This window comes from Streptomyces sp. Wb2n-11 (genome assembly GCF_001049855.1).
Classification (GTDB): domain Bacteria; phylum Actinomycetota; class Actinomycetes; order Streptomycetales; family Streptomycetaceae; genus Streptomyces; species Streptomyces altiplanensis.
The window spans coordinates 3,351,760-3,376,709 of record NZ_CVPB01000001.1 but is presented as its reverse complement, the minus strand read 5'-3'; the positions used below and the strand labels follow the sequence as shown (position 1 = coordinate 3,376,709).

The window sequence follows — 24,950 nt, the reverse complement described above, 5'->3', positions numbered from 1 at the left end:
ACCCGCGAGGTCGTCGGTCTTCGTGCGGCGTCTCCGGCTCGTGGAGCCTTGATCGGCACGCCCAGGCATACATCACTCTGGTACATGGACTACGGTTGGTACATGTCGATGAAGCGCACCAACGTCTACGCCGACCCGGAAGACCTCGCGATCATCAAGGAAGCGGCCAAGCGCCGGGGTGTAAGCGAGGCTGAGATCATCAGGCAGGGCATCCATCTCGCCGCGATGGCCAACCGGGTGTGGGACGAGCCGCTGTTCTCCCGTACCTTCCCCGGCCCGGGGCGCACCCTTCGCAAAGACGACGTGCGTGACGCCGTCGCCGACGCCGTCCGGCGCGAGAGGGATCCCGGGACCGCCGCGTGATCGTCGTCATCGCCGATACGTCCGGCCTGCTGGCCGCCCTCGATTCGACGCACCCGGAGGGTGGGGCGGCCCAGGAAGCGATCATGGCCGCCGGGCTGCTCGTCATGTCCCCGCTGCTGCTGGCCGAACTCGATCATGTGGCTGCCCGGGAACTCGGCCGCGAGGCCGCGGTGAGCGCGATCGAGGACATCCGGGGCTGGATGCGCCGCGGCCGGGTCTCCGTACCCGAGATCACCGAAGAACGCCTGGGCGTTGCCCAATCCGTCCGTGCCCGCTACTCGGGACTCGATCTCGACCTGGCTGACGCGGTGAATGTGGCCCTGGCGGCCGACTACGACACCGATGCGATTCTCACCCTGGACCGACGCGACTTCCGTGCCGTCCGCCCTCTCGGCCGCCACAAAACGTTCCGAGTCCTGCCCGACGACTTGCCCCTCCGGACGGGGCCCGGGGGCGCCAACTGACGCTTTCCGCGGGGCTTGGAGTCCGCAGGAGGGGCTCGGAGGGTGCGCTACGCCTGAGCCGCTCCAGACAACAAAGAAGCCCCGGGCCGCTGGCCTGGGGCTTTTGCTTGGAGCGGGTGACGAGAGTCGAACTCGCGCTCTGAGCTTGGGAATCAACGGTTCTTGAGAAGACGAAGCTGCTCTGGCCTGCACGTTTGGTGGGTGCGGGCAAGGTCGGTGCGGCCTCTGGTAGCCGTACTTGTCCGCTGCTGTCCGCTCCGAAGGGCACGGATGGGGGCACGAACGCGGTTACTGCCGGGGAGCGGCCCTTGGTGTGTCACGCCCAAGCGGTGATGAGGTCGTCGGGGGTGAGGTTGAGGATGCCGTTGGCGCTGCTTCCGCTGCGGGCGACGGCGAGCAGGGGGGTGGAGTCGTCGGTGCCGGGCAGTTGTGAGCGGTGGGTGACGAGGCGGGCGAGGTCGCGGTTGTCGAAGGGCTTGCTCTCCAGCCACTTGATGGATCCGACGAAGGTGATCTTCTTGGCGATGGGGGAGCGGTCGGCGCCGACGAGGTCGATTTCGGGGTCGTTGGTGCGGGTCCAGTAGCCGCCGATCACGTGGGTGGCCTCAGGCAGCCGGTCGTCGGTCAGACGCCACAGGGCCTCGCGGATCACAGGTTCGACGGCGCGGCCCCGCCAGGACGTCCAACTGGTGCGGATCGACTCGAGTACACGGTCTCCACGCCCGCGCTCGATCATGGGGATGCCGGGCCCGATGAAGGAGAGCCAGAAGCGCAGGTACGGATCGGCGACGTGGTAGCGGCTCTCACGGCTCGGCCTGGTGGACAGGGGAAGGTCGGCCGCCACCATGCGTCGGCTGGTGAGGAGTTCCAGGGATCGTTTCACGGAGCCTGGATTGAGGTCGCCGGCTGCCCGGCCGATGAGGGTGAAGGTGCGTTCCCCGTGTCCGATGGCGCTCAGTACGGTGCGGGCCTGCGCCTCGGTGGGGAATTCGGCGGCCAGAGTGCGCTCGCCACTGACGAGGAGGGCGGATGTCGGACGGACCAGTGCCTGTTCCAGGTAGTCCCAGAGAGTGGCGCCTGGAGGCCATTCCTCAAGGATGAGCGGGAGGCCGCCGGAGACGAGAAAGGCGTCGAACGCTTCAGCCGCCGGGAGGTCGAGCATGGCGGCGACCTCGGCCGGATTGAGCGGAGGTACGACCATCTCGGTGCCGCGCTGGTAGAAGGGGCGACCGTAGGTGTTCAGCTGCTCCATCATCGCGATGTCCGAGCCGATGAGGACGAGCAGTACGGGGAGCTTGGACAATGTCCGATCGAATGCCTTCTGTAGCGCGCCCTCGAAAGTGGGGTCATCGCGTACGAGGTAGGGCATCTCGTCGAGCACGACCACGCTGAGTGTGGCCGGAGGCAGGACGCTGGCAAGCAGGCTCAAAGCCGCGTCCCAGGTCTGCGGGGTGGCGAAGTCCGCGACCCGTCCGGCGTCGGGGAGCGGAGAGGCGGCGAGCTCGGCGGCGAAGCCTGCCAGATCCTCGGCCTTCGAGCCGCCGACTGCGGTGAAGAAGACATGAGGAAGCCCGGAGCGTTCCAGGAATTCCTCCACGAGCCGGGACTTGCCGACGCGCCGCCGCCCTCGGATCAGTACGGCGCGTCCGGGCCGCCCGCTGCGTCCGCCGGTCCGTACAGGGGTCAGTAGGTCATCCAGAAGGCCGAGCTCCGTACGACGCCCAACGAATCCGTTCACAGGTTCCACCTCGCCGATCGTTCATTCCCTGCAGACAGGCTACTTTCCTGAATGAAAGTTGCATAAATGCAATGCTTCCTGTGCGGCTGGTGCCGACGCCCGTGGGACTGGGAGGAGATCAAGGCCGGCTTGCATACGGTGGGCCCGTGTTCTGGCACGCCGACTTGTCGGCGCCCAGGGTCGATCGACGTCAGTGGCGGGCGCCGGGTGGCGTGCGTGGCAGGGCTGCATCCGCGCGCCACCGGCAGTCGACGCATGTCGACGCGCCAGACCGGACTCGCCTTGGAGATGTGGCCTGAAGCCAGGCTCGGGGCGTGATGGCCCGTTGCCGCTCGGGTGGAAGGGCGCTGAACAGCGGGAAGAGGGTCAAGGCGCGGAGGCGGTACGGAATGGTCAGACCGGTCTGAACAGCAAGAAAACCCCGGGCCGCCGGCCTGGGGTTTCTGTATGGAGCGGGTGACGAGAATCGAACTCGCGCTCTGAGCTTGGGAAGCTCATGTTCTACCATTAAACTACACCCGCGCGGCGGGCCGTTGATCGGCACCGCGTCGTCGGACAGTGTACCCCACCCCCGGCCCCGTGTCTGTGGTGGCGGTTTTCGTGTTCGGGTGGGGGCGTACCTCGGAGGGCGGAGTGCCGCCTGGAGGGGCGTCCTCTTCATCCCCTAATGTGGCGTTATCGTCCAGGCTTTGTTGGGGAAGGGACTTGATGGAGCCCACCGTCGTCCGTTGTGCCGAAGGGCATGTGTTCAGCACCGCATCGTTCCCACTGCAGCGGCTCGGAGCCGGCCGGATCGGGCCGGGACGGCTCATCCGCTGTCCGCGCTGTGCCCGGCTGCGGAATGCCGTGCCGGTGGTGCTGGAGCGGCGTTAGCGCAGGGAGTGAGGGGCGCGCGGGACCGTTCGATTGGGGCGGGCCCGCGCGTTCTGCGTATCCTCGGGGCGTGCTTCTCTCAGACAAGGACATCCGGGCCGAGATCGACGCCGGACGCGTGCGTATTGATCCGTACGACGAATCCATGGTGCAGCCCTCGAGCATCGACGTGCGGCTCGACCGCTACTTCCGGGTGTTCGAGAATCACCGTTACCCGCATATCGACCCGGCTGTGGAGCAGTCGGATCTGACGCGGGAGGTGGAGCCGGAGGGGGACGAGGCGTTCATCCTGCACCCCGGTGAGTTCGTGCTGGCGTCGACGTACGAGACGATCACGCTGCCGGACAATCTCGCGTCGCGGCTGGAGGGCAAGAGCTCGCTCGGACGGCTCGGGCTCGTCACGCACTCGACCGCCGGGTTCATCGACCCCGGATTCTCCGGGCACGTGACGCTCGAACTGTCGAATCTGGCGACGTTGCCGATCAAGCTGTGGCCCGGTATGAAGATCGGGCAGCTGTGCATGTTCCAGCTGAGTTCGCCCACCGAGTTCCCGTACGGCTCCGAGCGGTACGGGTCGCGTTATCAGGGACAGCGCGGGCCGACGGCCTCGCGGTCCTTCCTCAACTTCCATCGGACGCAGGTGTGATACCGGGTATGGGTAAGAGTGACGTGCGGGAGAACCTGACCTACGAGGGGTTCGGCAACGCGGTGCGCGAACTCGCGCAGACCATCGCCGATGACGGGTACGAGCCCGACATCGTGCTGAGCATCGCGCGCGGCGGGGTCTTCGTGGCGGGCGGGCTGGCGTACGCGCTCGACGTCAAGAACATCCACCTGGTCAACGTCGAGTTCTACACCGGGGTCGGTACGACCCTGGAGATGCCGGTGATGCTGGCGCCCGTGCCGAACGTGATCGACTTCAGCAACAAGAAGGTGCTGATCGCCGACGACGTGGCGGACACGGGCAAGACGCTCAAGCTCGTGCACGACTTCTGCCTCGATCATGTGGCGGAGGTGCGCAGCGCGGTCATCTACGAGAAGGCGCACTCGCTCGTGAAGTGCGAGTACGTATGGAAGCGCACCGACGAGTGGATCAACTTCCCCTGGTCGGTCGCTCCGCCGGTGATCCGCCGGGCGGGACAGGTCCTCGACGCCTGACACCGCGGAGAAGCGGAGAAGCGGAGAAGTGGGAAGGGCCCCGGCGCGGTGTCGCGCCGGGGCCCTTCCTCCGTTGCCGTGCGTGGTGCGTCAGATCGTGCCCAGCTTGATCAGGGACAACAGCGCCACCAGCTGGATCGCGGACGCGCCCAGGGCCTTCTGCCACGGCAGGTCGTGCGACTTGCTCACCATCGAGGTGAACAGGGCGCCCGCCGCCAGCCAGGTCACCCAGCCGAGCACCTGGACCAGCCCGTTCTCGCCGCCCAGGAACAGCGCGAAGACCAGGCGCGGGGCGTCCGACAGGGACATGATCAGCATCGAGAGGCCGACGGTCGGCTGCCAGGAACCGGTGCCGCCGAGCTGGCGGGCGAGGGTGTGCGTCACCGCGCCCAGGATCAGACCGCAGACGACCACCGCGACACCGGTGGTGAGGACGTACGGGATGGCGTTGGACAGGGTCGCGTTGATGACCTCTTCGCGGGCCTTGTCGAAGCCGAAGATCGCGAGCAGCCCGTAGAGGAACGTCACGGCCAGGGCCGGGCCCCAGACCGGGTAGTCGCGCATCTGCCAGAACGTCGGTCCCGGGCGCAGCACCATGCCGCTCAGCAGCTGCTTCCAGTGCAGGCGCGGGCCCGCGGGCGGGGCGGGGCTGTCGCCGGCGTGGTAGGTGCTGCCGTCGCCGTACGGGTCCTCGCCGATGCTGAACGCCTGGGTGTGCCCCGGATTGTTGTTGCTGTTGGCGTACGGGTCACCTCCGGCGGGAGCGCCGTGGCTGCCGTGACCGCCCTGGGCGTGGCCCGGGTGCGGGTGCGGGTCGCCGAAGTATTCGGGCTCGCCGTGCTGTCCGCCGTACTGCGGTGCCTGCGGCCACTGCTGCTGGCCGTACGGGGCCTGAGGCGGTGCTGCCTGCTGCCCGTACGGCTGTTGCTGCCGTTGCTGCGGTTGCCGCTGCGGTTGTTGTTGCGGGGTGCGGTTGTCCCGGCCGCGTCCGATCCTGAATCCAGCCACGAATCGAACGTACCTGGTCCGGATGGGTGGCATGCCGGGCCTGCGGCAACAGGCCCGGCTTTGCGGCCGAGCTGTGACATCCCCTAGGGGGTCTCGGGGGAGGCCGGAGGGCCGTACGGGGCAGCGCCGGCCGCTGGAGAGGACCGCCGTGGAGAAGGTGACGCGGCCCTCGGCGACCGAGGGGCCGAGGGGTGCAGTGCGATCAGGTCCGCCGTCCCGCCCCGGTGCGTACGCACCACCGTGTCCGCCTTCTTGCCGCCGTCGAAGTCCGCGTGGCGCGGGACGCCGGTGACGACCGGCTCCTCGCCCGCCGGGAGGTCGCCCGCGGGCCGCGGCTTCACCGCCTTGCAGGTGTACGTACCGCCCGGGTGCCCGGGGAGCCGCTGCCGGCGGTACCGCGCAGCTCACCGCTGTCACCGGGATCCCTGGTCGCACGGCCCACCTCGTCCGTACCGCGAGTTGTCGGCCGGCACGTGATGCTCGCTTTCGGCCGTCGCGTTGAGGCGACGGACCGGTCCGGACGGCACAGGACACCGGTTGTCGGCCGGTGGAGGTCCTGTGCCGTCCGGCGCGCGTACGTCATGTGCGGTCACGTGCGCCGCGTACGTACGGATCAGCGGCCGGAGGCCGCGCCGGACCCGTTGCCACCGGCCGGGGCGGAGGCGGCCACGGCGGCGGTGGCCAGGGCGGTGCGGAGCCTCTGGTGCATGCGGGGTTCTCCTGCGGCATGCCGGGATGCGCGGGGCATCCGTTCGCTGGGGTGCGTCACGCCCGTGTTCGCGCCGGGTCGCCGGTGCAGACATGAGGTGTGCGGCGCAGAGGAGACCATCGGTGGGGCAGGAGAGTTGCACGGGGCCCGAGTGAATGCCCGAGGAGTCTGTGGCGGCGCGCCCCGTACGCCGACGGCCGGCCCCACCGGGAAGGCGGGACCGGCCGTCGGTGTGCGGGAGGCGGTTACGGAACGGGCTGCTGATCCGGGGCCGGCTCGGGCTCTTCCGTACCGGACGGGTCGGCCGGGGTCTTCACCGAGTCGAGGAGCAACTGCGCCACGTCCACGACCTGGAGGGATTCCTTCGCGGTGCCGTCGTTCTTCTTGCCGTTGACCGAGTCGGTGAGCATGACCAGGCAGAACGGGCAGGCCGTCGAGACGATGTCCGGGTTGAGGGACAGGGCCTCGTCGACGCGCTCGGTGTTGATGCGCTTGCCGATCCGCTCCTCCATCCACATCCGCGCGCCGCCGGCGCCGCAGCAGAAGCCGCGCTCCTTGTGGCGGTGCATCTCCTGCTGGCGCAGGCCCGGGACGGCCGACATGATCTCGCGCGGGGGTGTGTAGACCTTGTTGTGGCGGCCCAGGTAGCACGGGTCGTGGTACGTGATGAGGCCCTCGACCGGGGTGACGGGGACCAGCTTGCCCTCGTCGATGAGGTGCTGGAGCAGCTGCGTGTGGTGGATGACCTCGAACTCGCCGCCCAGCTGCGGGTACTCGTTCGCGATCGTGTTGAAGCAGTGCGGGCAGGTCGCGACGATCTTCTTCGACGACTTGGGCTTGCGGGTCGACGGGTCTTCGTCGTCTTCGCCGTACGCCATGTTCAGCATCGCGACGTTCTCCTGGCCGAGCTGCTGGAACAGCGGCTCGTTGCCCAGGCGGCGGGCGGAGTCACCGGTGCACTTCTCGTCGCCGCCCATGATCGCGAACTTGACGCCCGCCATGTGGAGCAGCTCGGCGAAGGCCTTGGTGGTCTTCTTGGCCCGGTCCTCCAGGGCGCCCGCGCAGCCGACCCAGTACAGGTACTCGACCTCGGACAGGTCCTCGATCGTCTTGCCGACGATCGGCACCTCGAAATCGACCTCCTTGGTCCACTCGACGCGCTGCTTCTTGGCCAGCCCCCAGGGGTTGCCCTTCTTCTCCAGGTTCTTGAGCATCGTGCCGGCCTCGGACGGGAAGGCGGACTCGATCATCACCTGGTAGCGGCGCATGTCGACGATGTGGTCGATGTGCTCGATGTCGACCGGGCACTGCTCGACACAGGCGCCGCAGGTGGTGCAGGACCACAGCACGTCCGGGTCGATGACGCCGTTCTCCTCCAGCGTCCCGATCAGCGGCCGCTCGGCCTCGGCCAGCGCGGACGCGGGCACGTCCTTCAGCTGCTCGGCCGTCGCCTTCTCGTCGCCCTCCGTGGTCTTGCCGCCGCCCGCGAGCAGGTACGGCGCCTTGGCGTGCGCGTGGTCGCGCAGCGACATGACGAGGAGCTTGGGGGAGAGCGGCTTGCCGGTGTTCCAGGCGGGGCACTGCGACTGGCAGCGGCCGCACTCGGTGCAGGTGGAGAAGTCGAGGATGCCCTTCCACGAGAACTGCTCGACCTGGCTGACGCCGAAGGTGTCGTCCTCGCCCGGGTCCTCGAAGTCGATCTCCTTGCCGCCGCTGGTCATCGGCCGGAGCGCGCCCAGGGCGACGGAACCGTCGTCCTCACGCTTGAACCAGATGTTGGGGAAGGCGAGGAAGCGGTGCCACGCCACACCCATGTTGGTGTTGAGCGAGACCGTGATCATCCAGATCAGGGAGGTGCCGATCTTGATCATCGCGGTGAAGTAGATCAGCGTCTGGAGGGTGGAGACGCTCAGGCCGTCGAAGGCCAGGACGAGCGGGTACGAGACGAAGTACGCGGGGCCGTAGCCGTCGACGTGGTGGATCGCGCCTTCGAGGCCGCGCAGCACCAGGATCGCCAGGCCGATCGTCAGGATGATGTACTCGACGAAGTACGCCTGCCAGGCCTTGGAGCCCGCGAAACGCGACTTGCGGCCGGCCCGGGAGGGCAGGTTGAGCAGCCGGATCGCCATCAGGACGACGATGCCCACCACCGTCATCAGGCCGATGAACTCGATGTACATCTCGAACGGCAGGAAGCCGCCGACGACCGGCAGCACCCAGTCCGCCTGGAAGAGCTGACCGTACGCCTGGGCGAGGGTCGGCGGCAGCGTCAGGAAGCCGATCGCGACGAACCAGTGCGCGACGCCGACGATCCCCCACTTGTTCATCCGGCTGTGGCCGAGGAATTCCTTGGCCAGGGTGATCGTGCGCTGCTTCGGGTTGCCGGTGCGGCTGCCCGCGGGGACGGGCTGGCCCAGCTTGACGAACCGGTAGATCTGCGCGACGGCTCGGGCGATGAGCGCAACGCCGACCACGGTCAGGACCAACGACACGATGATCGCGGCGAGTTGCATGAGGGGGCTCCTCGGGCGTGCGAGGGTGGGATTTTATGGGATTACTAAGCGGTAACTTAATCAGTCCGTGCTGAGCGTACCCACTTATGCCGCCGCACTGTAGTTGCGCAAGCGGTGATCTGTGTCGCGTAAGGGTTCCCTCAGCCCCGGGCGGCGAGGACCGCCGCGGGGGTGCGGGCGAGGATCGCCAGATCGAGGCCGAGCCAGTGGTGCTCGATGTAGTGCAGATCCAGTATCTCCATCTCCTCCCACGGCAGGCCCGGCCGCCCTCTGATCTGCCACAGGCCGGTGATGCCCGGCCGCACCAGCAGGCGTACCCGGGTGGCCGACGGATGGCCCGGGGGCAGCGCGCACGGTCCGACCAGGGACATCTCCCCCCGTACCACGTGGAACAGGTGGGGGAGCAGGTCGAGGCGCGACCGGCGCAGCAGCCGGCCGGTCGCGGTGCGGTGATCGGTGCGGAGCGTCAGCAGGCCGAAGGGGCGCCCGGCCAGGCCGGTGCGGGTCCGGCGTACGAGAACCGGGCCCGGCGACGTTACGGCCGCGGCCGCGGCGGTGAGGAGCAGGACGGGGAGGGCGAGCAGCAGCAGGACGGGGGCGACCGTCAGGTCGAAGATCCGCTTCGCGGGCATGTGGTGTACTTTTTCATGCTTTTCGTCCCGAGATCGCACTCCATCGAGTGGCGGCGTGCCGTGCGCCTGCCCATAATGGCGGCATAAGAATTGAGTCTCCAAGACTCAGGTCTGTTGACGCGGCGGGATCCGTCATGCATCCTTGAGTCTGTTCCACTCAAGTCAGCTGGAGGAATCGAAATGGCACGTGCGGTCGGCATCGACCTGGGCACCACCAACTCCGTCGTCAGCGTTCTGGAGGGCGGCGAGCCCACCGTCATCACCAACGCCGAAGGGGCCAGGACCACGCCGTCCGTCGTCGCTTTCGCGAAGAACGGTGAAGTGCTGGTAGGCGAGGTTGCCAAGCGCCAGGCGGTCACCAACGTCGACAGGACGATCCGGTCGGTCAAGCGCCACATGGGCACCGACTGGAACATCGAGCTCGACGGCAAGAAGTTCAACCCGCAGCAGATGAGCGCCTTCATCCTGCAGAAGCTGAAGCGCGACGCCGAGGCGTACCTGGGCGAGAAGGTGGCCGACGCGGTCATCACCGTCCCGGCGTACTTCAACGACTCCGAGCGTCAGGCGACGAAGGAGGCCGGCGAGATCGCGGGCCTGAACGTCCTGCGCATCGTCAACGAGCCGACCGCCGCCGCCCTGGCGTACGGCCTCGACAAGGACGACCAGACGATCCTCGTCTTCGACCTCGGTGGCGGCACCTTCGACGTCTCGCTGCTGGAGATCGGCGACGGCGTCGTCGAGGTGAAGGCCACCAACGGTGACAACCACCTCGGTGGTGACGACTGGGACCAGCGCGTCGTCGACTACCTCGTGAAGCAGTTCCACTCCGGCCACGGCGTGGACCTCTCCAAGGACAAGATGGCGCTCCAGCGTCTCCGCGAGGCCGCGGAGAAGGCGAAGATCGAGCTGTCGTCCTCCACCGAGACGTCGATCAACCTCCCCTACATCACCGCGTCGGCCGAGGGCCCGCTGCACCTGGACGAGAAGCTCACGCGCTCGCAGTTCCAGCAGCTGACCGCCGACCTGCTGGACCGCTGCAAGACGCCGTTCCACAACGTCATCAAGGACGCGGGCATCCAGCTCTCCGAGATCGACCACGTCGTTCTCGTCGGCGGCTCGACCCGCATGCCGGCCGTCGCCGAGCTCGTCAAGGAGCTCACGGGCGGCCAGGACGCCAACAAGGGTGTGAACCCGGACGAGGTCGTCGCCATCGGCGCCTCGCTCCAGGCCGGTGTCCTCAAGGGTGAGGTCAAGGACGTCCTGCTCCTCGACGTCACGCCCCTGTCCCTCGGTATCGAGACCAAGGGCGGCATCATGACCAAGCTCATCGAGCGCAACACCACGATCCCGACCAAGCGGTCCGAGATCTTCACGACGGCCGAGGACAACCAGCCGTCGGTGCAGATCCAGGTCTACCAGGGCGAGCGCGAGATCGCGGCGTACAACAAGAAGCTCGGCATGTTCGAGCTGACCGGTCTGCCGCCGGCTCCGCGCGGCGTCCCGCAGATCGAGGTCGCCTTCGACATCGACGCCAACGGCATCATGCACGTCGCCGCGAAGGACCTCGGCACGGGCAAGGAGCAGAAGATGACCGTCACCGGTGGCTCCTCGCTGCCGAAGGACGAGGTCAACCGGATGCGCGAAGAGGCCGAGAAGTACGCGGACGAGGACCACAGGCGCCGCGAGGCCGCCGAGACGCGCAACCAGGCCGAGCAGCTCGTCTACCAGACGGAGAAGTTCCTCAAGGACAACGAGGACAAGGTCCCGGGTGACGTGAAGACCGAGGTCGAGACCGCCGTCACCGAGCTGAAGGACAAGCTCAAGGGCGAGTCCGCCGAGGGCGACAACACCGCCGAGATCCGCACGGCGACGGAGAAGGTCGCGGCCGTCTCCCAGAAGCTGGGCCAGGCCATGTACGCCAACGCCGAGGGCGCTCAGGCCGCGGGCGGCGACGCTCCCGGCGCCGAGCAGGCCAAGGCGGACGACGACGTCGTCGACGCCGAGATCGTCGACGACGAGAAGGACGCCGGCCGGCAGGGAGGCGCCGCATGACCGAGGAGACTCCGGGCTTCGAGGAGAAGCCCGACGTCCCCTCAGGCGCCACTCCCGAAGACGCCGAACCGCAGGCTGCCGTGCCCGAGAAGGCAGGGGCCGACTCCACCGAGGAGTCGGGCCCGGCAGCCCCGGCCGGGGACGTACAGGACGTAGCTCTGACGGCGCAGCTGGACCAGGTACGCATGGCGCTCAACGAGCGCACCGCGGACCTCCAGCGGCTCCAGGCGGAGTACCAGAACTACCGTCGCCGCGTGGAGCGGGACCGGGTCACGGTCAAGGAGATCGCCGTCGCGAACCTCCTGAGCGAGCTCCTCCCGACCCTCGACGACATCGGCCGCGCCCGTGAGCACGGCGAGCTGGTGGGCGGGTTCAAGTCGGTGGCCGAATCGCTGGAGACGGTCGCCGCCAAGATGGGCCTGCAGCAGTTCGGCAAGGAGGGCGAGCCCTTCGACCCGACGATCCACGAGGCCCTGATGCACTCGTACGCACCGGACGTCGAGGAGACGACGTGCGTCGCGATCCTGCAGCCGGGCTACCGGATCGGCGAGCGGACCATCCGTCCCGCGCGGGTCGCGGTGGCCGAGCCCCAGCCCGGTGCCGCGCCCGCCAAGGCGGACGAGCCCGCGGCCAAGGCGCCGGACGAGGAGAGCGGTGGCCCGGAAGAGGGCTGACGTGACCAGGAGCAGTACATGTCGTAACGGCAGGAAGGAGGGACGTCGGGGATGAGCACGAAGGACTTCGTCGAGAAGGACTACTACAAGGTTCTCGGCGTCCCGAAGGACGCCACCGAGGCCGAGATCAAGAAGGCGTACCGGAAGCTCGCCCGCGAGTTCCACCCGGACGCCAACAAGGGCGACGCCAAGGCGGAGGACCGCTTCAAGGAGATCTCCGAGGCGAACGACGTCCTCGGCGACCCCAAGCGGCGCAAGGAGTACGACGAAGCGCGTGCTCTGTTCGGGAACGGCGGATTCCGTCCGGGCCCGGGCGCCGGTGGCGGCACCTTCAACTTCGACCTGGGCGACCTCTTCGGAGGCGCCCAGGGCGGGGCCCAGACCGGCGGTGCCGGCGGGTTCGGCGGCGGCCTCGGGGACGTGTTCGGGGGCCTGTTCAACCGGGGTGCCGGTCCGGGTGCGCGGACGCAGCCGCGCCGCGGCCAGGACATCGAGTCCGAGGTGACGCTCAGCTTCACCGAGGCGGTCGACGGGGCCACGGTCCCGCTCCGGATGTCCAGCCAGGCACCCTGCAAGGCGTGTTCCGGCACCGGCGACAAGAACGGCACGCCCCGCGTGTGCCCGACCTGCGTCGGTACGGGACAGGTGTCGCGCGGTGGCGGTGGCGGCTTCTCGCTCACCGACCCGTGCGTCGACTGCCGGGGCCGCGGGCTCATCGCCCAGGACCCCTGCGACGTGTGCAAGGGCAGCGGCCGCGCCAAGTCCTCGCGCACCATGCAGGTCCGCATCCCGGCGGGTGTCTCCGACGGCCAGCGGATCCGGCTGCGCGGCAAGGGCAGTCCCGGTGAACGGGGCGGTCCGGCCGGCGACCTGTACGTCGTGGTCCACGTGGACCCGCACCCCGTCTTCGGCCGCAAGGGCGACAACCTCACCGTCACCGTGCCCGTCACCTTCGTGGAGGCGGCGCTCGGCGGCGAGGTGAAGGTCCCGACGCTGGGCGGGCCGCCGGTCACCCTCAAGCTGCCGGCCGGTACGCCGGGCGGTCGCACGATGCGCGCCCGCGGCAAGGGCGCGGTCCGCAAGGACGGCACCCGCGGCGACCTGCTGGTCACCGTGGAGGTCGAAGTGCCCAAGAGCCTTGACGACAAGGCCCGCCAGGCACTGGAGTCCTACCGTGAGGCGACCGCGGGGGAGGACCCGCGGGCGGAGCTGTTCCAGGCCGCGAAGGGAGCATGAGATGGACCCGCGCCAGCGCCGTAATCCGTACCAGCTGACCGACGAGACGCCGGTGTACGTCATCTCGGTCGCGGCACAGCTCTCCGGTCTGCACCCGCAGACCCTGCGGCAGTACGACCGCCTCGGCCTGGTCTCCCCCGACCGCACGGCCGGGCGTGGCCGGCGCTACTCGGCCCGTGACATCCAGATGCTCCGCCAGGTGCAGCAGCTGTCGCAGGACGAGGGCATCAACCTGGCCGGCATCAAGCGCATCATCGAGCTGGAGAACCAGGTGATCGCGCTCCAGCAGCGCGTCGCCGAACTCTCGGCGGCGGTGGAGGGCGCGGCGGTCGCGTTGCAGCAGCGCGAGGCGCAGGTGCACGCGTCGTACCGGCGCGACCTGGTCCGGTACGAGGACGTGCAGCAGGCGAGCGCGCTGGTGGTCTGGCGGCCGGGCAGACGCCCGGGTGAGCAGAAGACCTGAACAGGCCGTAGCCCCGCGGGCCGGCCGAAGGGGCCGGCGGACCTCGTGTCCGCCGGCCCCTTCGGCGTGTCCGGGGCGTGGCACCGGGTCCGCGCGGGGGAACGCCGGACGTGATCACCCCGCGGGCCCGGCGCTCCGGCGGCGGCCCCCGGTCAGGGGGCCGCGTCGGCCTCCGGCGTCGCGGAGACCTCCGCCGACAGCGGTGCCTCGCCGCCTTCCGCGTCGACCGCGGCCACCGCGTAGTAGTACGCCGCCCCGTTGGTCACGTCCGTGTCCCTGAACTCGTTGTCCGTGGTCAGGGGCAGTGCGGTCGCGTTCTCCTTCGTGACACCGGGCTCCGTCGCCCGGTAGACGCGGTAGCCGGTGACCGCGGGCGCGCCCTCGTCGGCCTCCACGTGGTCCCAGACGAACCACACCATCCCGTCGTGGCCGGACACGTCGTAGATCCGGGTCGCGGCGGGCGGCCGGTGCGCCTGGTACACGGGCCTGAAGGAGCCCGAGGCGGGCGAGGCGACGCCGTACCGGGTCACGGCGACGACCGCGTAGAAGTGGCCGCGCTCGTCGGCAGGGACGTCGTCGACGGCCAGGGCGGGGTCCCGCGTGACGCGGTAGGGCTCCGCGCCGGCGCCGGTGGGGACGGGGCTCGTCGCGCTCCTGTAGACGCGGTACCCGGTCACCGGGACGTACGGGCCCGCCGCCCACCCCAGTTCCAGCCGGCCGCCCGTGAGCGTGCCCGTCAGCTCCTGCGGCGCGGTCGGTACGGCGTCCGGGCCGACCGCCCGCCGACCGTACACCCACTCCGTCCTCGCCGACTCGTTGCCCACCGCGTCGACGGCCGCGACGCGGTAACGGAAGCGCTGCCCCGCCTGGCCGGTGGTGTCCTGGAGGGTGAGCGCCTCCGTCGTGCCGACCACCGTCTCGACGTCGAGGTCCTCGGGAGCGCGGTAGACGGTGTACGCCTCGGTGCCGGCGGTGGCCCCGCTCCGCCAGGAGAGGGTGACTCCCGTGTCGTCCTCGGCGGTGACGGCGGGCGCGGTGGGCGGCGGGGGCGGGGCGGTGTCGTGGGAGAGGGTGATGTGCGGGGCGTACGGCGACGCGTTCCCGGCCGCGTCCAGGGCCTTGACCGTGTACTTGTACGACGCCACCGCCGGGTCGAGGCCGGAATCGGTGTGTGCCGGGGTCTCCACCGTCGCGGTCTTCGCGTACTCGCGCGAGTCCCCGGCCGCGCGGTACACCTCGTACTTCACCGCGTCCGTGACCGCCTGCCAGGTCAGGGAGTTGGTGTCGCCGCCCTCCTGCTTCCCCGCGAGGCCGGCGGGGGCCGCGGGAGGCGTCCTGTCGACGGTGGTGACGGGCATGTCGGCGCTGCCGGGACCCTCGCGGCCGGCCTTGTCGACGGCGCGGACCTCGTAGTACCAGACCTCGCCGGTCGCGGGCGGGACGCCGGTGTACGTCGTGCCGGTGATGTGGGGCGCGCCCGTGACGTCGAGGTACGTGCCGGAGCCCTTGAGGCGGCGGAAGACGCGGTACCCGGCCAGGTCCATCTCGGCGTTCGGCGACCAGGTGACGGTGGCCCTGCGTGTGGCCGTGTCGTACGCCGTCCTCGCGCCCGCGGGGGCGAGCGGCGGCACCGTGTCCACGTCGGGCGAAGTGCGCGGCGCGTAGCCGAACCTGACGCTCGCTGAGCCGGTGAAGGCGGCGTAGTCGACGCGCAGGGTGTGGACGCCCCGGGGGATGGTGATGTCGGCCGTCTTCCTCCGGACGGTGGTGACGTCCTGCCACAGGTCGATCCGGCGCACTCCGTCGACGTACACCCTGATGCCGTCGAGCGCCTCGGCGGTGAGCGTGAAGGGGCCGCCGGAGCCGAAGTCGCGGGTCAGGGACCATCGGACGCCGAAGCCGTCCGGGGGGAGGGTGACCCCGGCCGGGTCGCCGGTGCCGTAGTCCTCGCTGACGGCGGCGTCGCAGACGGTCGCGGCGGGCGTCCCGGTGAACGTCGTGTTGGCGAAGAACTGCGCCTGCCAGGTGGGCGGGGCGCAGGCGGCGGAGGCCGGGGTGACGCCGAGTGCGTACAGCGCTCCGGTGCTCATGGCGAGCGCGGTGGCCGTGGCGACGGCGCGCAGGGAGGTGCGGGTGTCCACGTACACGGCCGGCAGCTCTTTCTGTTGGAGAAGAGGAGTCACAGACGTGGGGGGAGGACGACTTTACAGATGGAGATGGTGTGAAACTACCGCTTCGCCAGGCCGAGTTGGGGAAGATGCGGGCGCGGCAGGTCCGTACGCCGGTGCCCGTCCTGCGGGCCACCGCCTCGGCGGTGCCTTCCCCGGTCGGGGGGCCGCGTGATGCTGCGCTGCACGGCGGTGACGGGAGTGCTGGGGGACACCGGGGCAGGAGTGCTCCGGTGTGGAGCCGGATCGCGGCGCCGCGCCGTTCCCGGTCGCCAGGTGAACGCGCTGGTTCCTCCCCGTCCCCGCTCATCCGGGCTCCCCCGTCTTTGCGGTGCAACAAGATGGCGGTGGCGAAACCGTGGTCAGGAGAGGAGGGTGGTCAGTGGTCCTGCTCCAGGATGCCGGACTGGGCGATGAGGTAGCCGAGTTGGGCGCGGCTTCCGCTGCCGAGGGTGGCGGCGAGCTTGGCTATGTGCGCGCGGGCGGTCCGTACGTTCATGCCGAGCCGGCGGGCGATGGCCTCGTCGACGTACCCCTCGACGAGGAGCTTGGCGATGGAGCGCTGGACACCGGATATGCCGTCGGGGGTGTGCTTGTAGGAGACCTGCTCCTGGAGGGGCACGCCCCGTTGCCAGAACTGCTCGAAGACGCCGATCAGGTACTGGACGAGGCCGGGGTGGCGGAGTTCCAGAGCGACCTGCTGGTCGTCGCGGGCCGGGATGAAGGCGACCGTCTGATCGCAGATGATGAGCCGCTCGACGAGTTCTTCGAGCGTCCGGATCTCGACCTTTCCGTCGGCTATCCGGTCCACGTAGGCCATCGTGCCCTGGCTGTGCCGGACGGTGTGCTGGTACAGGGTGCGCATCCGGACCCCGCGGTCTATCAGCGGCCTGTCGCGTTCGAGGGCCTGGTTGAGAATGTGCTCGGTGCGCCGTCCGCCGGGCTGGATCGTCAGTACTTCGTTGCGGCACTCCGCGGTGGCGAGGTTGAGCGCCGCGTTGATCCGGGCGAAGCCTTCCAGCACGGTGATCGCGTGCGTGGGCGCCGGGTCCTGGGCGCTGATGGCCATGAACGGCTCGAAGGATTCGGTCAGTTCGAGGGAATGGCGTCTCCGGTCCTGGATCTCCCGTTCCAGGGGGTGGAGCCGCTGCGCCAGTGCGACGGACGGTGGAACCGGACGGAGCCACGTTTCGTCGTCCGGATCGGGATGCAGCAAGGCGAAATCCAGCAGACACGGGGCCGTATGCACCTCGGCGCGCGCTATCCGTCCCGCGCTCAGGGCGCTGGCATAGAACTCCGCTCCGTCGTCACACAGCTCGGTGACGGCATGGGGATGTGTCGGTTTTGATTCATTTATAGGCAAATCTCCACCCCCCAGGGTCCTGAACATGCAGGAACATGATGCATCGGTTCTGTGGCGTTGACGTGCCTGAATGAGCCATCGTCTTTGTGACACGGGGGAGAGGAAACCTTCAAGTGAGGACGAAGCCGACCATGTACAAAATATTGCTTCGCTCGGCGCTTGCCGTTGCTTTCTCTGTGGCCGTGGCTTTCGGGGCCCTGGGTGGCAGCGGCGTGATGGACTCGCCGCCGGACACCGGCTGGGGCAACTCTCAGCTGTCCGGCCCGCCGGACACCGGCTGGGGCAACGTACAGGCGGAAGGTCCGTCGGACACCGGCTGGGGCGTCGCGCCGGCCGAGACGGACGCATGACCGTCCCACCGGACGACCGCACCTTCAGGCGCGAGATGGCCACCGCCTACCGCTCGGGGTGGCACTTCATCGACCTGGTCACGGCCATTCCCCACCGTGGCGACTCGCTGATGGTCACCCTGTTCGGCGAGCCCATCCTGGTCGCGCGTGAAGAGGATGAGGACGTCCGTGCCTACCGGTGCCTCCGCAGGCCCCGGGGGGCGCCGAAGCCCGTTCGCTGTGTCGTGCGCTACGGCATGGTGTTCGTCAATCTCGACCAGCGTGACCATCAGCTGTTCGAACCAGAAACCAGCACTGCCACCCCCCGCAGCGCCTGAAGCGATTCCCCCGTCGTTACAAATCGCTCAGGCGCTCCCCCACACAGCGGCGTCACCGTGGACCTGAACACGGTGGCGCCGCTGTGCTGTCCGCACGCGGATCGGAGTCCGGGCCCTGACCCGGTCCCGGATCCGGGACCGGACCCCGATCAGACCGCGCCCGGAACCCGGCCCATCGCGCGGTCCAGGGTGATCTCGATCAGCACGCGGTCCGGGTTCGGCGCCGGCGTGCGCTCGTACCGCTCGGCGTAGCGGCGTACCGCCTCCGCGATCAGTTCCGGTTCGGTACGGACGACCGCCCGCCCCTCCAGCGTCGCCCAGTGACCGCCCTTGACCTGGCAGACGGCGACCCGCGCCCCGTCCGACCCCGCCGCCTGCACGTTCGCGACCTTCGTGCTGGTCTTGTTGGTGATGACGCGGGCGAGCCCCGCCTCGGGGTCGTACGTCACGCCGACCGGGACGACGTGCGGCGAGCCGTCCGGGCGCGGGGTTGTCAGCGTGCACAAGTGGTACTCGCGCCAGAAGGCGAGGTACTCCGGACCGGGGTTGCGTACGTCGATGGCCATGGTGGCAGCGTAGCCGTGCTGTCCTTCTTCGCCTTGAGTGGAATAGACTCAACTTTGCGGATGCTGAACAAGTCATAGCTGAGGGAGAAAGCTCCCCGCCCCGCCGAGGAGGAGAGAGCGCAGTGGACGCAGAGCTGACCAACAAGAGCCGGGACGCGATCCAGTCGGCAAGCAATCGAGCCGTGCAGGACGGGCACGCGGACCTCACCCCCGCGCATCTGCTGCTGGCCCTGCTCGCGGGCGAGGACAACGAGAACATCATCGACCTGCTGGCCGCCGTCGAGGCGGACCAGGCGGCCGTACGGGCCGGGGCCGAGCGCGCGCTCGCCGCGCTGCCCAGCGTGACGGGGTCGACCGTGGCCCCGCCGCAGCCCAACCGCGAGCTGCTCGCGGTCATCGCCGACGCCTCGCAGCGGGCGAAGGAACTGGGCGACGACTACCTCTCCACCGAGCACCTGCTCATCGGCATCGCGGCCAAGGGCGGCAAGGCCGGGGACGTACTCTCCCAGGAGGGCGCGAGCGCCGCGAAACTGCTGGAGACGTTCGAGAAGATCAGGGGAGGGCGCCGGGTGACCACACCCGACCCGGAGGGCCAGTACAAGGCCCTGGAGAAGTTCGGCACCGACTTCACGGCGGCCGCGCGCGAAGGCAAGCTCGACCCGGTCATCGGGCGGGACCAGGAGATCCGGCGCGTCGTGCAGGTGCTGTCGCGGCGTACGAAGAACAACCCGGTGCTGATCGGTGAGCCCGGCGTCGGCAAGACGGCCGTGGTCGAAGGGCTCGCCCAGCGCATCGTCAAGGGCGACGTGCCCGAGTCGCTGAAGAACAAGCGGCTGGTGTCGCTGGACCTGGGCGCGATGGTCGCCGGGGCCAAGTACCGCGGCGAGTTCGAGGAGCGGCTCAAGACCGTCCTCTCCGAGATCAAGGAGAGCGACGGCCAGATCATCACCTTCATCGACGAGCTGCACACCGTCGTGGGCGCCGGCGCCGGCGGCGACTCCGCCATGGACGCGGGCAACATGCTCAAGCCGATGCTGGCCCGCGGCGAGCTGCGCATGGTCGGCGCGACGACCCTCGACGAGTACCGCGAGCGGATCGAGAAGGACCCCGCCCTGGAGCGCCGCTTCCAGCAGGTGCTGGTCGCCGAGCCGACCGTGGAGGACACCATCGCGATCCTCCGCGGCCTCAAGGGCCGGTACGAGGCCCACCACAAGGTGCAGATCGCGGACTCCGCGCTGGTGGCCGCCGCGGCCCTCTCCGACCGGTACATCACCTCCCGCTTCCTCCCCGACAAGGCCATCGACCTCGTCGACGAGGCCGCCTCGCGCCTGCGCATGGAGATCGACTCCTCGCCCGTCGAGATCGACGAACTCCAGCGCTCCGTCGACCGGCTGAAGATGGAGGAACTCGCGCTCAAGAACGAGTCCGACCCGGCGAGCAAGCAGCGCCTGGAGAAGCTGCGCCGCGACCTCGCCGACAAGGAGGAGGAGCTGCGCGGCCTCAACGCCCGCTGGGAGAAGGAGAAGCAGGGCCTCAACCGCGTCGGTGAGCTGAAGGAGAGGCTGGACGACCTGCGCGGCCAGGCCGAGCGCGCCCAGCGCGACGGCGACTTCGACACCGCCTCCAAGCTGCTGTACGGCGAGATCCCCGGCCTGGAGCGCGAGCTGGAGGAAGCCGCCGCCGCCGAGGCCGAGGCCCGTACCGACACCATGGTCAAGGAGGAGGTCGGCCCCGACGACATCGCGGACGTGGTCGGCTCCTGGACCGGCATCCCCGCCGGACGCCTGCTCGAGGGCGAGACGCAGAAGCTGCTGCGCATGGAGGACGAGCTCGGCAGGCGCCTGATCGGACAGCACGAGGCGGTACGGGCGGTCTCGGACGCGGTGCGCCGCAGCCGCGCCGGCATCGCCGACCCCGACCGTCCGACCGGCTCGTTCCTCTTCCTCGGCCCGACCGGTGTCGGCAAGACCGAGCTGGCCAAGGCGCTCGCGGACTTCCTCTTCGACGACGAGCGGGCCATGGTCCGCATCGACATGAGCGAGTACAGCGAGAAGCACAGCGTCGCCCGGCTGGTCGGCGCCCCGCCCGGCTACGTCGGCTACGAGGAGGGCGGCCAGCTCACGGAGGCGGTCCGCCGCCGCCCGTACAGCGTCGTGCTCCTCGACGAGGTCGAGAAGGCGCACCCCGAGGTCTTCGACATCCTGCTCCAGGTCCTCGACGACGGCCGCCTCACCGACGGTCAGGGCCGGACGGTGGACTTCCGCAACACCATCCTGATCCTGACCTCCAACCTCGGCAGTCAGTACCTCGTCGAGCCGCTGACCAGCGCGGAAGTGAAGAAGGAGCAGGTCCTGGAGGTCGTGCGGGCCTCCTTCAAGCCGGAGTTCCTCAACCGCCTCGACGACCTGGTCGTCTTCTCCGCCCTGTCGGGGGACGAGCTGGCGCACATCGCCGAGCTCCAGATCGGCCGCCTCGCCAAGCGCCTCGCCGACCGCCGCCTCACCCTCGACGTCACCCCGGCCGCCCTGGCCTGGCTGGCGGACAAGGGGAACGACCCGGCCTACGGCGCCCGGCCGCTGCGCCGCCTCATCCAGACGGCGATCGGCGACCGGCTCGCGAAGGAGATCCTGGCGGGCGAGATCACCGACGGCGACACGGTACGGGTGGACCGCTCCGAGGACGGACTGACCGTGGGCGCCGCGCGGTAGTGGTTTCGGCGGAGTTCAGCGGAGGGCGAAGGACCCCGGCCCGCTTTCGCGACTAGGGTCGATGTCAGGCAGCCACCCGAGACCCCACACGCGAGATCCCAGGAGTACTGAACATGTCTATCGACCCGTCCTCGATTCCCGACTTCGGGGGCCAGCCCGAACCGCAGCCGGAAGGGCCGGCCGGCCCCGTCGTCCCGGACCAGGACCTCGTCAAGCAGCTGCTCGACCAGATGGAGCTGAAGTACGTCGTCGACGACGAGGGCGACCTCGCCGCGCCGTGGGAGGAATTCCGCACGTACTTCATGTTCCGCGGCGAGGACGACCAGCAGGTCTTCTCGGTACGGACCTTCTACGACCGGCCGCACGCGATCGAGGAGAAGGTCCAGCTCCTCGAACTGATCGACGACTGGAACCGCCGCACGTTGTGGCCCAAGGTCTACAGCCACACCCACGACGACGGCACCGTCCGTCTCATCGGTGAGGCGCAGATGCTGATCGGCACCGGCGTCAGCCTGGAGCACTTCGTCTCGTCGACGGTCGGCTGGGTGCGCGCCTCGATCGAGTTCGACAAGTGGCTCGTCGAGCAGCTCGGCCTGGAGAAGGACGTCGACTCCGCCGAGGGCGACAGCGAAGACGGCGCCTGAGCGGCGCGCTCCACGGCGGAACCGGGGCGGCCGTCACCAGGTGCGCCCCGCAGCTCAGCGGCAGCCCGGCCGGGCCGCGGTCACCACGACCGCGGCCCCCGGCCGGGCTTTCTCATGCCCGCCGGCCGGGCCGCGGCGGACAGCCCGGCCGCCGGCCGGTCTGCCGGGCTAGCCGCCGGCCAGGCCCCTCAGGCGGGCCACCGCGTCCTGGAGCACGTCGGTCCGCTTGCAGAAGGCGAACCGCACGAACGGCGCGCCCTCCTCCCGGTGGTCGTAGAAGACCGCGTTCGGGATGGCGACCACTCCGCACCGCTCCGGCAGCGCACGGCAGAAGGCGAAGCCGTCGGTCTCGCCCAGCGGGCGGATGTCGGTGGTGACGAAGTACGTGCCGGCCGGGCGGTAGACCTCGAAGCCGGCGTCGGCGAGCCCGGCGGACAGCAGGTCGCGCTTGGCCCGCAGGTCGTCGAGGAGGCCGGTGAAGTACGTGTCGGGCAGCCGCAGGGCCTCGGCGACGGCGTACTGGAAGGGCCCGGCCGACACGTACGTCAGGAACTGCTTGGCGCTGCGGACGGCCGTCACCAGGGCGGGGGACGCGGTGATCCAGCCGACCTTCCATCCGGTGTACGAGAAGGTCTTGCCGGCGGAGGAGATGGTGACCGTGCGCTCGCGCATGCCGGGCAGCGACGCGAGCGGGATGTGCTCGCCGTCGAAGACCAGGTGCTCGTAGACCTCGTCGGTGACGACGAGGAGATCGCGCTCGACCGCGAGCGCGGCGATCTCGGTCAGCTCCTCACGGGTCAGGACGGTGCCGGTGGGGTTGTGCGGGGTGTTGAGGAGGAGGAGGCGGGTGCGGGGGGTGACGGCGGCGCGGAACTCGTCCAGGTCGAGCACGTACCGGTTCTCCCGCGGGCGCAGGGTGACCGGGACGCGGGTGCCGCCCGCCATCGCGATGCAGGCGGCGTACGAGTCGTAGTACGGCTCCAGCGCGACGACCTCGTCGCCGGGCTCCACCAGGGCGAGGAGGGACGCGGCGATCGCCTCGGTGGCGCCGGCGGTGACGAGCACCTCGGTGTCGGGATCGTGGACCAGTCCGTGGAAGCGCTCCCGATGGGCGGCGATCGCGGTACGCAGTTCGGGGACGCCGGGGCCGGGCGGGTACTGGTTGCCGCGGCCGTCGCGCAGGGCACGGACGGCCGCCTCCCTGATCTCCTCGGGGCCGTCGGTGTCGGGGAAGCCCTGGCCGAGGTTGATCGAACCTGTCCTCAGGGCCAGTGTCGACATCTCCGCGAAGATCGTCGTCCCGAACTCCGCCAGCCTGCGGTTGAGCAGGGGGCGCCGGCCGTGGTCCCGGCCGCGTGCTTGGTCTGTCGGCGTCATCATGACGGCCATCCTGGGCGGAAGCTCTGGAGTTGCTCAACTTGCCTACGGTGACTGGCACCTGCGACGGTACCCACCGCACTGTCTCCGAGCAGGGCGGGAGTGGTCGGCAACTGTCGTCGTCCGTTGTCGTTGGCCACCCTCGGACGGCCCACGGACGGCCCGGTCCCGACGCGCGAAGCAGGAGACCAAAGGCCCGGACAGAGTGTCCGGGCCGTGCTCCTCCGGGCCCGTCACGCTCGTACTCGCTCGGGTAGTGGCCAAGGCTCGCTACCCGCCCCTGGTCGCGTAGCGTCGCTGTGTGCTGGCACTCTTCGATCCCGACAGCACCTTGGTTGACCGACGCGGGAGCCTGGTCGACCGGGCCCGCGGTTCTGCGCGGTCGCGGAGACTGGCCAGGGGGCGGAATCCGTCATCGGCGAGCGGCTCCGGGAGCGGGCCCACCCGGCGGGCTTCGTCCATCTGCGGGAGGCACTTGGGCTCAGCGACGACCCAGGCGACCTCCGGCGCGAGTACGTCGACGGCATCGCTCGGCCGGTGCGCTGCTTCCCAGGGGTACGGGAGGGCCTCGAAGCGCTGCGCAGTGAGGGACGGACGCTCGGCATCGCGACGAACGGCGCGGGGCCGCTCTGTTGTTTCCAGTGCCTTCGACAGTGGTCCCAGGGCCCGCACCATGGTGTCGCTCACGCCCTCGGGGCGTTGTCGGACTTGGCCGGGGCCGTCGTCGAAAGTGTTCATGATCTTGTATTTGTGAAGCCGCGACAGCGCCTCTGGCGGTGGCGCTGCCGCGGACTTGTTCAGCCGGCCCTTTGACGTTCGCGGAACTCGTGCACGTGGGCGCCGGTGAGGGTGCCGTCCTGCTGTTCGTAGCGGGAGAGGGCGGGGCCCAGACCGAAGAACGTGGGTGCCCATTCGCCGACGAAGGGACCCCAGCGGTCGGCGCGGGCGAGCCCGGTGCCGGGTTCCATCTTCAAGGAGCCGACCCGGGCGGCCACGGTGAGGCCGATGGAGGCCAGGGCAGCCGTGCAGGCGTGTCCGCTGCGGATGCCCATTTCGTGCGTCTTCTTGATCACCGTGGCGCTCTCCGGGTCACATGCCGGTACTAGCGGGTGGTGTCCCTGTGGGGTTGGTGTTCGCGGTTCTTGCGCCGGGGGATGAGGCCGGCGAGTCCCAGAAGGCCGAAGAGGCCCCAAAGGCCGTCGTCACTGTCGTCCTTGTCGCCATTGGTTTCCTGGGCCTGGACGGTGGCGGTGGCGGCGGTGGGGCTCACTTGCTCGGTGGCGTGACTGGCCGCTGCGCCTACGGGGCCGATGGCCAAGAGAATGGCGATGAGTGCGGTGCCTGCGGTTCTACGCATGGTTGTCTCCCTCGTCTCAGCAGTCGCTTTGACATTAATCCGTGTTACCAAAATATGCAGATAAACACCGCTCTGCGGCAATTATCTGCACCTCTTGATTGCGGGTTCAACAAGCGGTGAACGCAGAGCGCACGCTCGCGCCTCGACCGCCGTGGGGGCGGTCGTGGCCGCCTCGCGGAGCGGATGGCCCGTCCAGCCACCTTCGGCGTAGGTTGAC

The 24,950-nt window shown here is 69.5% G+C and carries 24 protein-coding genes and 1 tRNA gene; 12 read left to right on the top strand and 13 right to left on the bottom strand.

Annotated elements, in window-relative coordinates; all coding sequences use genetic code 11:
- The first annotated feature begins 102 nt into the window (after positions 1-102).
- On the top strand, positions 103-363 hold the full coding sequence (locus BN1555_RS15340) for a ribbon-helix-helix domain-containing protein (protein ID WP_093803419.1): 261 nt from the start codon (positions 103-105) through the stop codon (positions 361-363).
- Complete coding sequence (locus BN1555_RS15335; RefSeq protein ID WP_093799909.1) at positions 360-827, top strand: PIN domain-containing protein; 468 nt, start codon at positions 360-362, stop codon at positions 825-827. The genes BN1555_RS15340 and BN1555_RS15335 overlap by 4 nt, the downstream gene beginning before the upstream one ends.
- A gap of 316 nt (positions 828-1,143) precedes the next feature.
- Here BN1555_RS15335 and BN1555_RS15330 read toward each other — a convergent pair whose 3' ends face one another.
- A complete protein-coding gene (locus BN1555_RS15330) occupies positions 1,144-2,565 on the bottom strand; it encodes an ATP-binding protein (protein WP_093799908.1) in 1,422 nt (473 codons plus the stop codon).
- A gap of 448 nt (positions 2,566-3,013) precedes the next feature.
- Positions 3,014-3,087 (bottom strand) — tRNA-Gly (locus tag BN1555_RS15325).
- Positions 3,088-3,508: 421 nt separating this feature from the next.
- Between BN1555_RS15325 and dcd the strand changes: the two genes are divergently transcribed.
- Together dcd and BN1555_RS15315 are read left to right on the top strand one after the other, a co-directional pair.
- A complete protein-coding gene (gene dcd / locus BN1555_RS15320) occupies positions 3,509-4,084 on the top strand; it encodes a dCTP deaminase (protein ID WP_093799907.1) in 576 nt (191 codons plus the stop codon).
- 8 nt (positions 4,085-4,092) lie between these two features.
- Positions 4,093-4,596, top strand: a complete 504-nt coding sequence (locus BN1555_RS15315; protein ID WP_093799906.1) for a phosphoribosyltransferase — start codon at positions 4,093-4,095, stop codon at positions 4,594-4,596.
- 90 nt (positions 4,597-4,686) lie between these two features.
- On the opposite strand, the gene BN1555_RS15310 is transcribed toward BN1555_RS15315, so the two are convergent.
- The 4 genes from BN1555_RS15310 to BN1555_RS15295 all read right to left on the bottom strand — a co-directional run bounded on the left by BN1555_RS15310 (position 4,687) and on the right by BN1555_RS15295 (position 9,458).
- The gene (locus BN1555_RS15310; protein WP_093799905.1) at positions 4,687-5,604 is read right to left on the bottom strand and encodes a Yip1 family protein; all 918 of its coding nucleotides are present in this window, start codon (positions 5,602-5,604) and stop codon (positions 4,687-4,689) included.
- Positions 5,605-5,687: 83 nt separating this feature from the next.
- On the bottom strand, positions 5,688-5,945 hold the full coding sequence (locus tag BN1555_RS15305; RefSeq protein WP_093799904.1) for a hypothetical protein: 258 nt from the start codon (positions 5,943-5,945) through the stop codon (positions 5,688-5,690).
- 613 nt (positions 5,946-6,558) lie between these two features.
- On the bottom strand, positions 6,559-8,826 hold the full coding sequence (locus tag BN1555_RS15300; protein WP_093799903.1) for a (Fe-S)-binding protein: 2,268 nt from the start codon (positions 8,824-8,826) through the stop codon (positions 6,559-6,561).
- A gap of 140 nt (positions 8,827-8,966) precedes the next feature.
- Positions 8,967-9,458 carry a sugar transferase gene (locus BN1555_RS15295; protein ID WP_093799902.1) on the bottom strand — a complete coding sequence of 164 codons (492 nt, stop codon included), beginning with the start codon at positions 9,456-9,458 and terminating at the stop codon, positions 8,967-8,969.
- Between the two features lie 180 nt (positions 9,459-9,638).
- Between BN1555_RS15295 and dnaK the strand changes: the two genes are divergently transcribed.
- Genes dnaK through BN1555_RS15275 form a run of 4 tightly spaced genes read left to right on the top strand, consistent with a single transcriptional unit; the run spans position 9,639 to position 13,883 of the window.
- Entirely contained in the window at positions 9,639-11,510 is a 1,872-nt protein-coding gene (gene dnaK, locus BN1555_RS15290) for a molecular chaperone DnaK (protein ID WP_093799901.1), read from the top strand.
- The gene (grpE, locus tag BN1555_RS15285) at positions 11,507-12,184 is read left to right on the top strand and encodes a nucleotide exchange factor GrpE (RefSeq protein WP_093799900.1); all 678 of its coding nucleotides are present in this window, start codon (positions 11,507-11,509) and stop codon (positions 12,182-12,184) included. The genes dnaK and grpE overlap by 4 nt, the downstream gene beginning before the upstream one ends.
- Positions 12,185-12,235: 51 nt before the next feature.
- The gene (gene dnaJ, locus BN1555_RS15280; RefSeq protein ID WP_093799899.1) at positions 12,236-13,420 is read left to right on the top strand and encodes a molecular chaperone DnaJ; all 1,185 of its coding nucleotides are present in this window, start codon (positions 12,236-12,238) and stop codon (positions 13,418-13,420) included.
- A gap of 1 nt (position 13,421) precedes the next feature.
- Positions 13,422-13,883, top strand: coding sequence for a heat shock protein transcriptional repressor HspR (locus BN1555_RS15275; protein ID WP_093799898.1), 462 nt, complete (start codon positions 13,422-13,424; stop codon positions 13,881-13,883).
- A gap of 152 nt (positions 13,884-14,035) precedes the next feature.
- On the opposite strand, the gene BN1555_RS15270 is transcribed toward BN1555_RS15275, so the two are convergent.
- Together BN1555_RS15270 and BN1555_RS15265 are read right to left on the bottom strand one after the other, a co-directional pair.
- Positions 14,036-16,030: a fibronectin type III domain-containing protein gene (locus BN1555_RS15270; protein WP_093799897.1), complete on the bottom strand. Its 1,995-nt coding sequence runs from the start codon at positions 16,028-16,030 to the stop codon at positions 14,036-14,038.
- Positions 16,031-16,430: 400 nt separating this feature from the next.
- Entirely contained in the window at positions 16,431-17,441 is a 1,011-nt protein-coding gene (locus BN1555_RS15265; RefSeq protein WP_093799896.1) for a helix-turn-helix transcriptional regulator, read from the bottom strand.
- Positions 17,442-17,527: 86 nt separating this feature from the next.
- On the opposite strand from BN1555_RS15265, the gene BN1555_RS15260 reads away from it, so the two are divergent.
- Together BN1555_RS15260 and BN1555_RS15255 are read left to right on the top strand one after the other, a co-directional pair.
- Entirely contained in the window at positions 17,528-17,764 is a 237-nt protein-coding gene (locus BN1555_RS15260) for a hypothetical protein (protein WP_093799895.1), read from the top strand.
- On the top strand, positions 17,761-18,081 hold the full coding sequence (locus BN1555_RS15255; protein ID WP_093799894.1) for a Rieske (2Fe-2S) protein: 321 nt from the start codon (positions 17,761-17,763) through the stop codon (positions 18,079-18,081). The genes BN1555_RS15260 and BN1555_RS15255 overlap by 4 nt, the downstream gene beginning before the upstream one ends.
- 149 nt (positions 18,082-18,230) lie before the next feature.
- Here BN1555_RS15255 and BN1555_RS15250 read toward each other — a convergent pair whose 3' ends face one another.
- A complete protein-coding gene (locus BN1555_RS15250) occupies positions 18,231-18,647 on the bottom strand; it encodes a pyridoxamine 5'-phosphate oxidase family protein (RefSeq protein ID WP_093799893.1) in 417 nt (138 codons plus the stop codon).
- A 122-nt stretch (positions 18,648-18,769) separates the two neighbouring features.
- On the opposite strand from BN1555_RS15250, the gene clpB reads away from it, so the two are divergent.
- Both clpB and BN1555_RS15240 read left to right on the top strand, forming a co-directional pair.
- On the top strand, positions 18,770-21,355 hold the full coding sequence (gene clpB, locus BN1555_RS15245) for an ATP-dependent chaperone ClpB (protein ID WP_093799892.1): 2,586 nt from the start codon (positions 18,770-18,772) through the stop codon (positions 21,353-21,355).
- Between the two features lie 113 nt (positions 21,356-21,468).
- Positions 21,469-21,999 (top strand): type III secretion system chaperone family protein, encoded by a 531-nt coding sequence (locus BN1555_RS15240; RefSeq protein WP_093799891.1) that lies wholly within the window; start codon positions 21,469-21,471, stop codon positions 21,997-21,999.
- A 168-nt stretch (positions 22,000-22,167) separates the two neighbouring features.
- Here the strand turns inward: BN1555_RS15240 and BN1555_RS15235 are convergent, their stop codons facing one another.
- The 4 genes from BN1555_RS15235 to BN1555_RS15220 all read right to left on the bottom strand — a co-directional run bounded on the left by BN1555_RS15235 (position 22,168) and on the right by BN1555_RS15220 (position 24,733).
- The gene (locus tag BN1555_RS15235) at positions 22,168-23,376 is read right to left on the bottom strand and encodes a pyridoxal phosphate-dependent aminotransferase (RefSeq protein ID WP_093803418.1); all 1,209 of its coding nucleotides are present in this window, start codon (positions 23,374-23,376) and stop codon (positions 22,168-22,170) included.
- Positions 23,377-23,646: 270 nt separating this feature from the next.
- The gene (locus tag BN1555_RS37915) at positions 23,647-24,114 is read right to left on the bottom strand and encodes a hypothetical protein (protein ID WP_107081080.1); all 468 of its coding nucleotides are present in this window, start codon (positions 24,112-24,114) and stop codon (positions 23,647-23,649) included.
- A 59-nt stretch (positions 24,115-24,173) separates the two neighbouring features.
- A complete protein-coding gene (locus BN1555_RS15225; RefSeq protein ID WP_255306046.1) occupies positions 24,174-24,449 on the bottom strand; it encodes a hypothetical protein in 276 nt (91 codons plus the stop codon).
- A 29-nt stretch (positions 24,450-24,478) separates the two neighbouring features.
- Positions 24,479-24,733 (bottom strand): WGxxGxxG family protein, encoded by a 255-nt coding sequence (locus BN1555_RS15220; protein WP_093799890.1) that lies wholly within the window; start codon positions 24,731-24,733, stop codon positions 24,479-24,481.
- Positions 24,734-24,950: the final 217 nt, after the last annotated feature.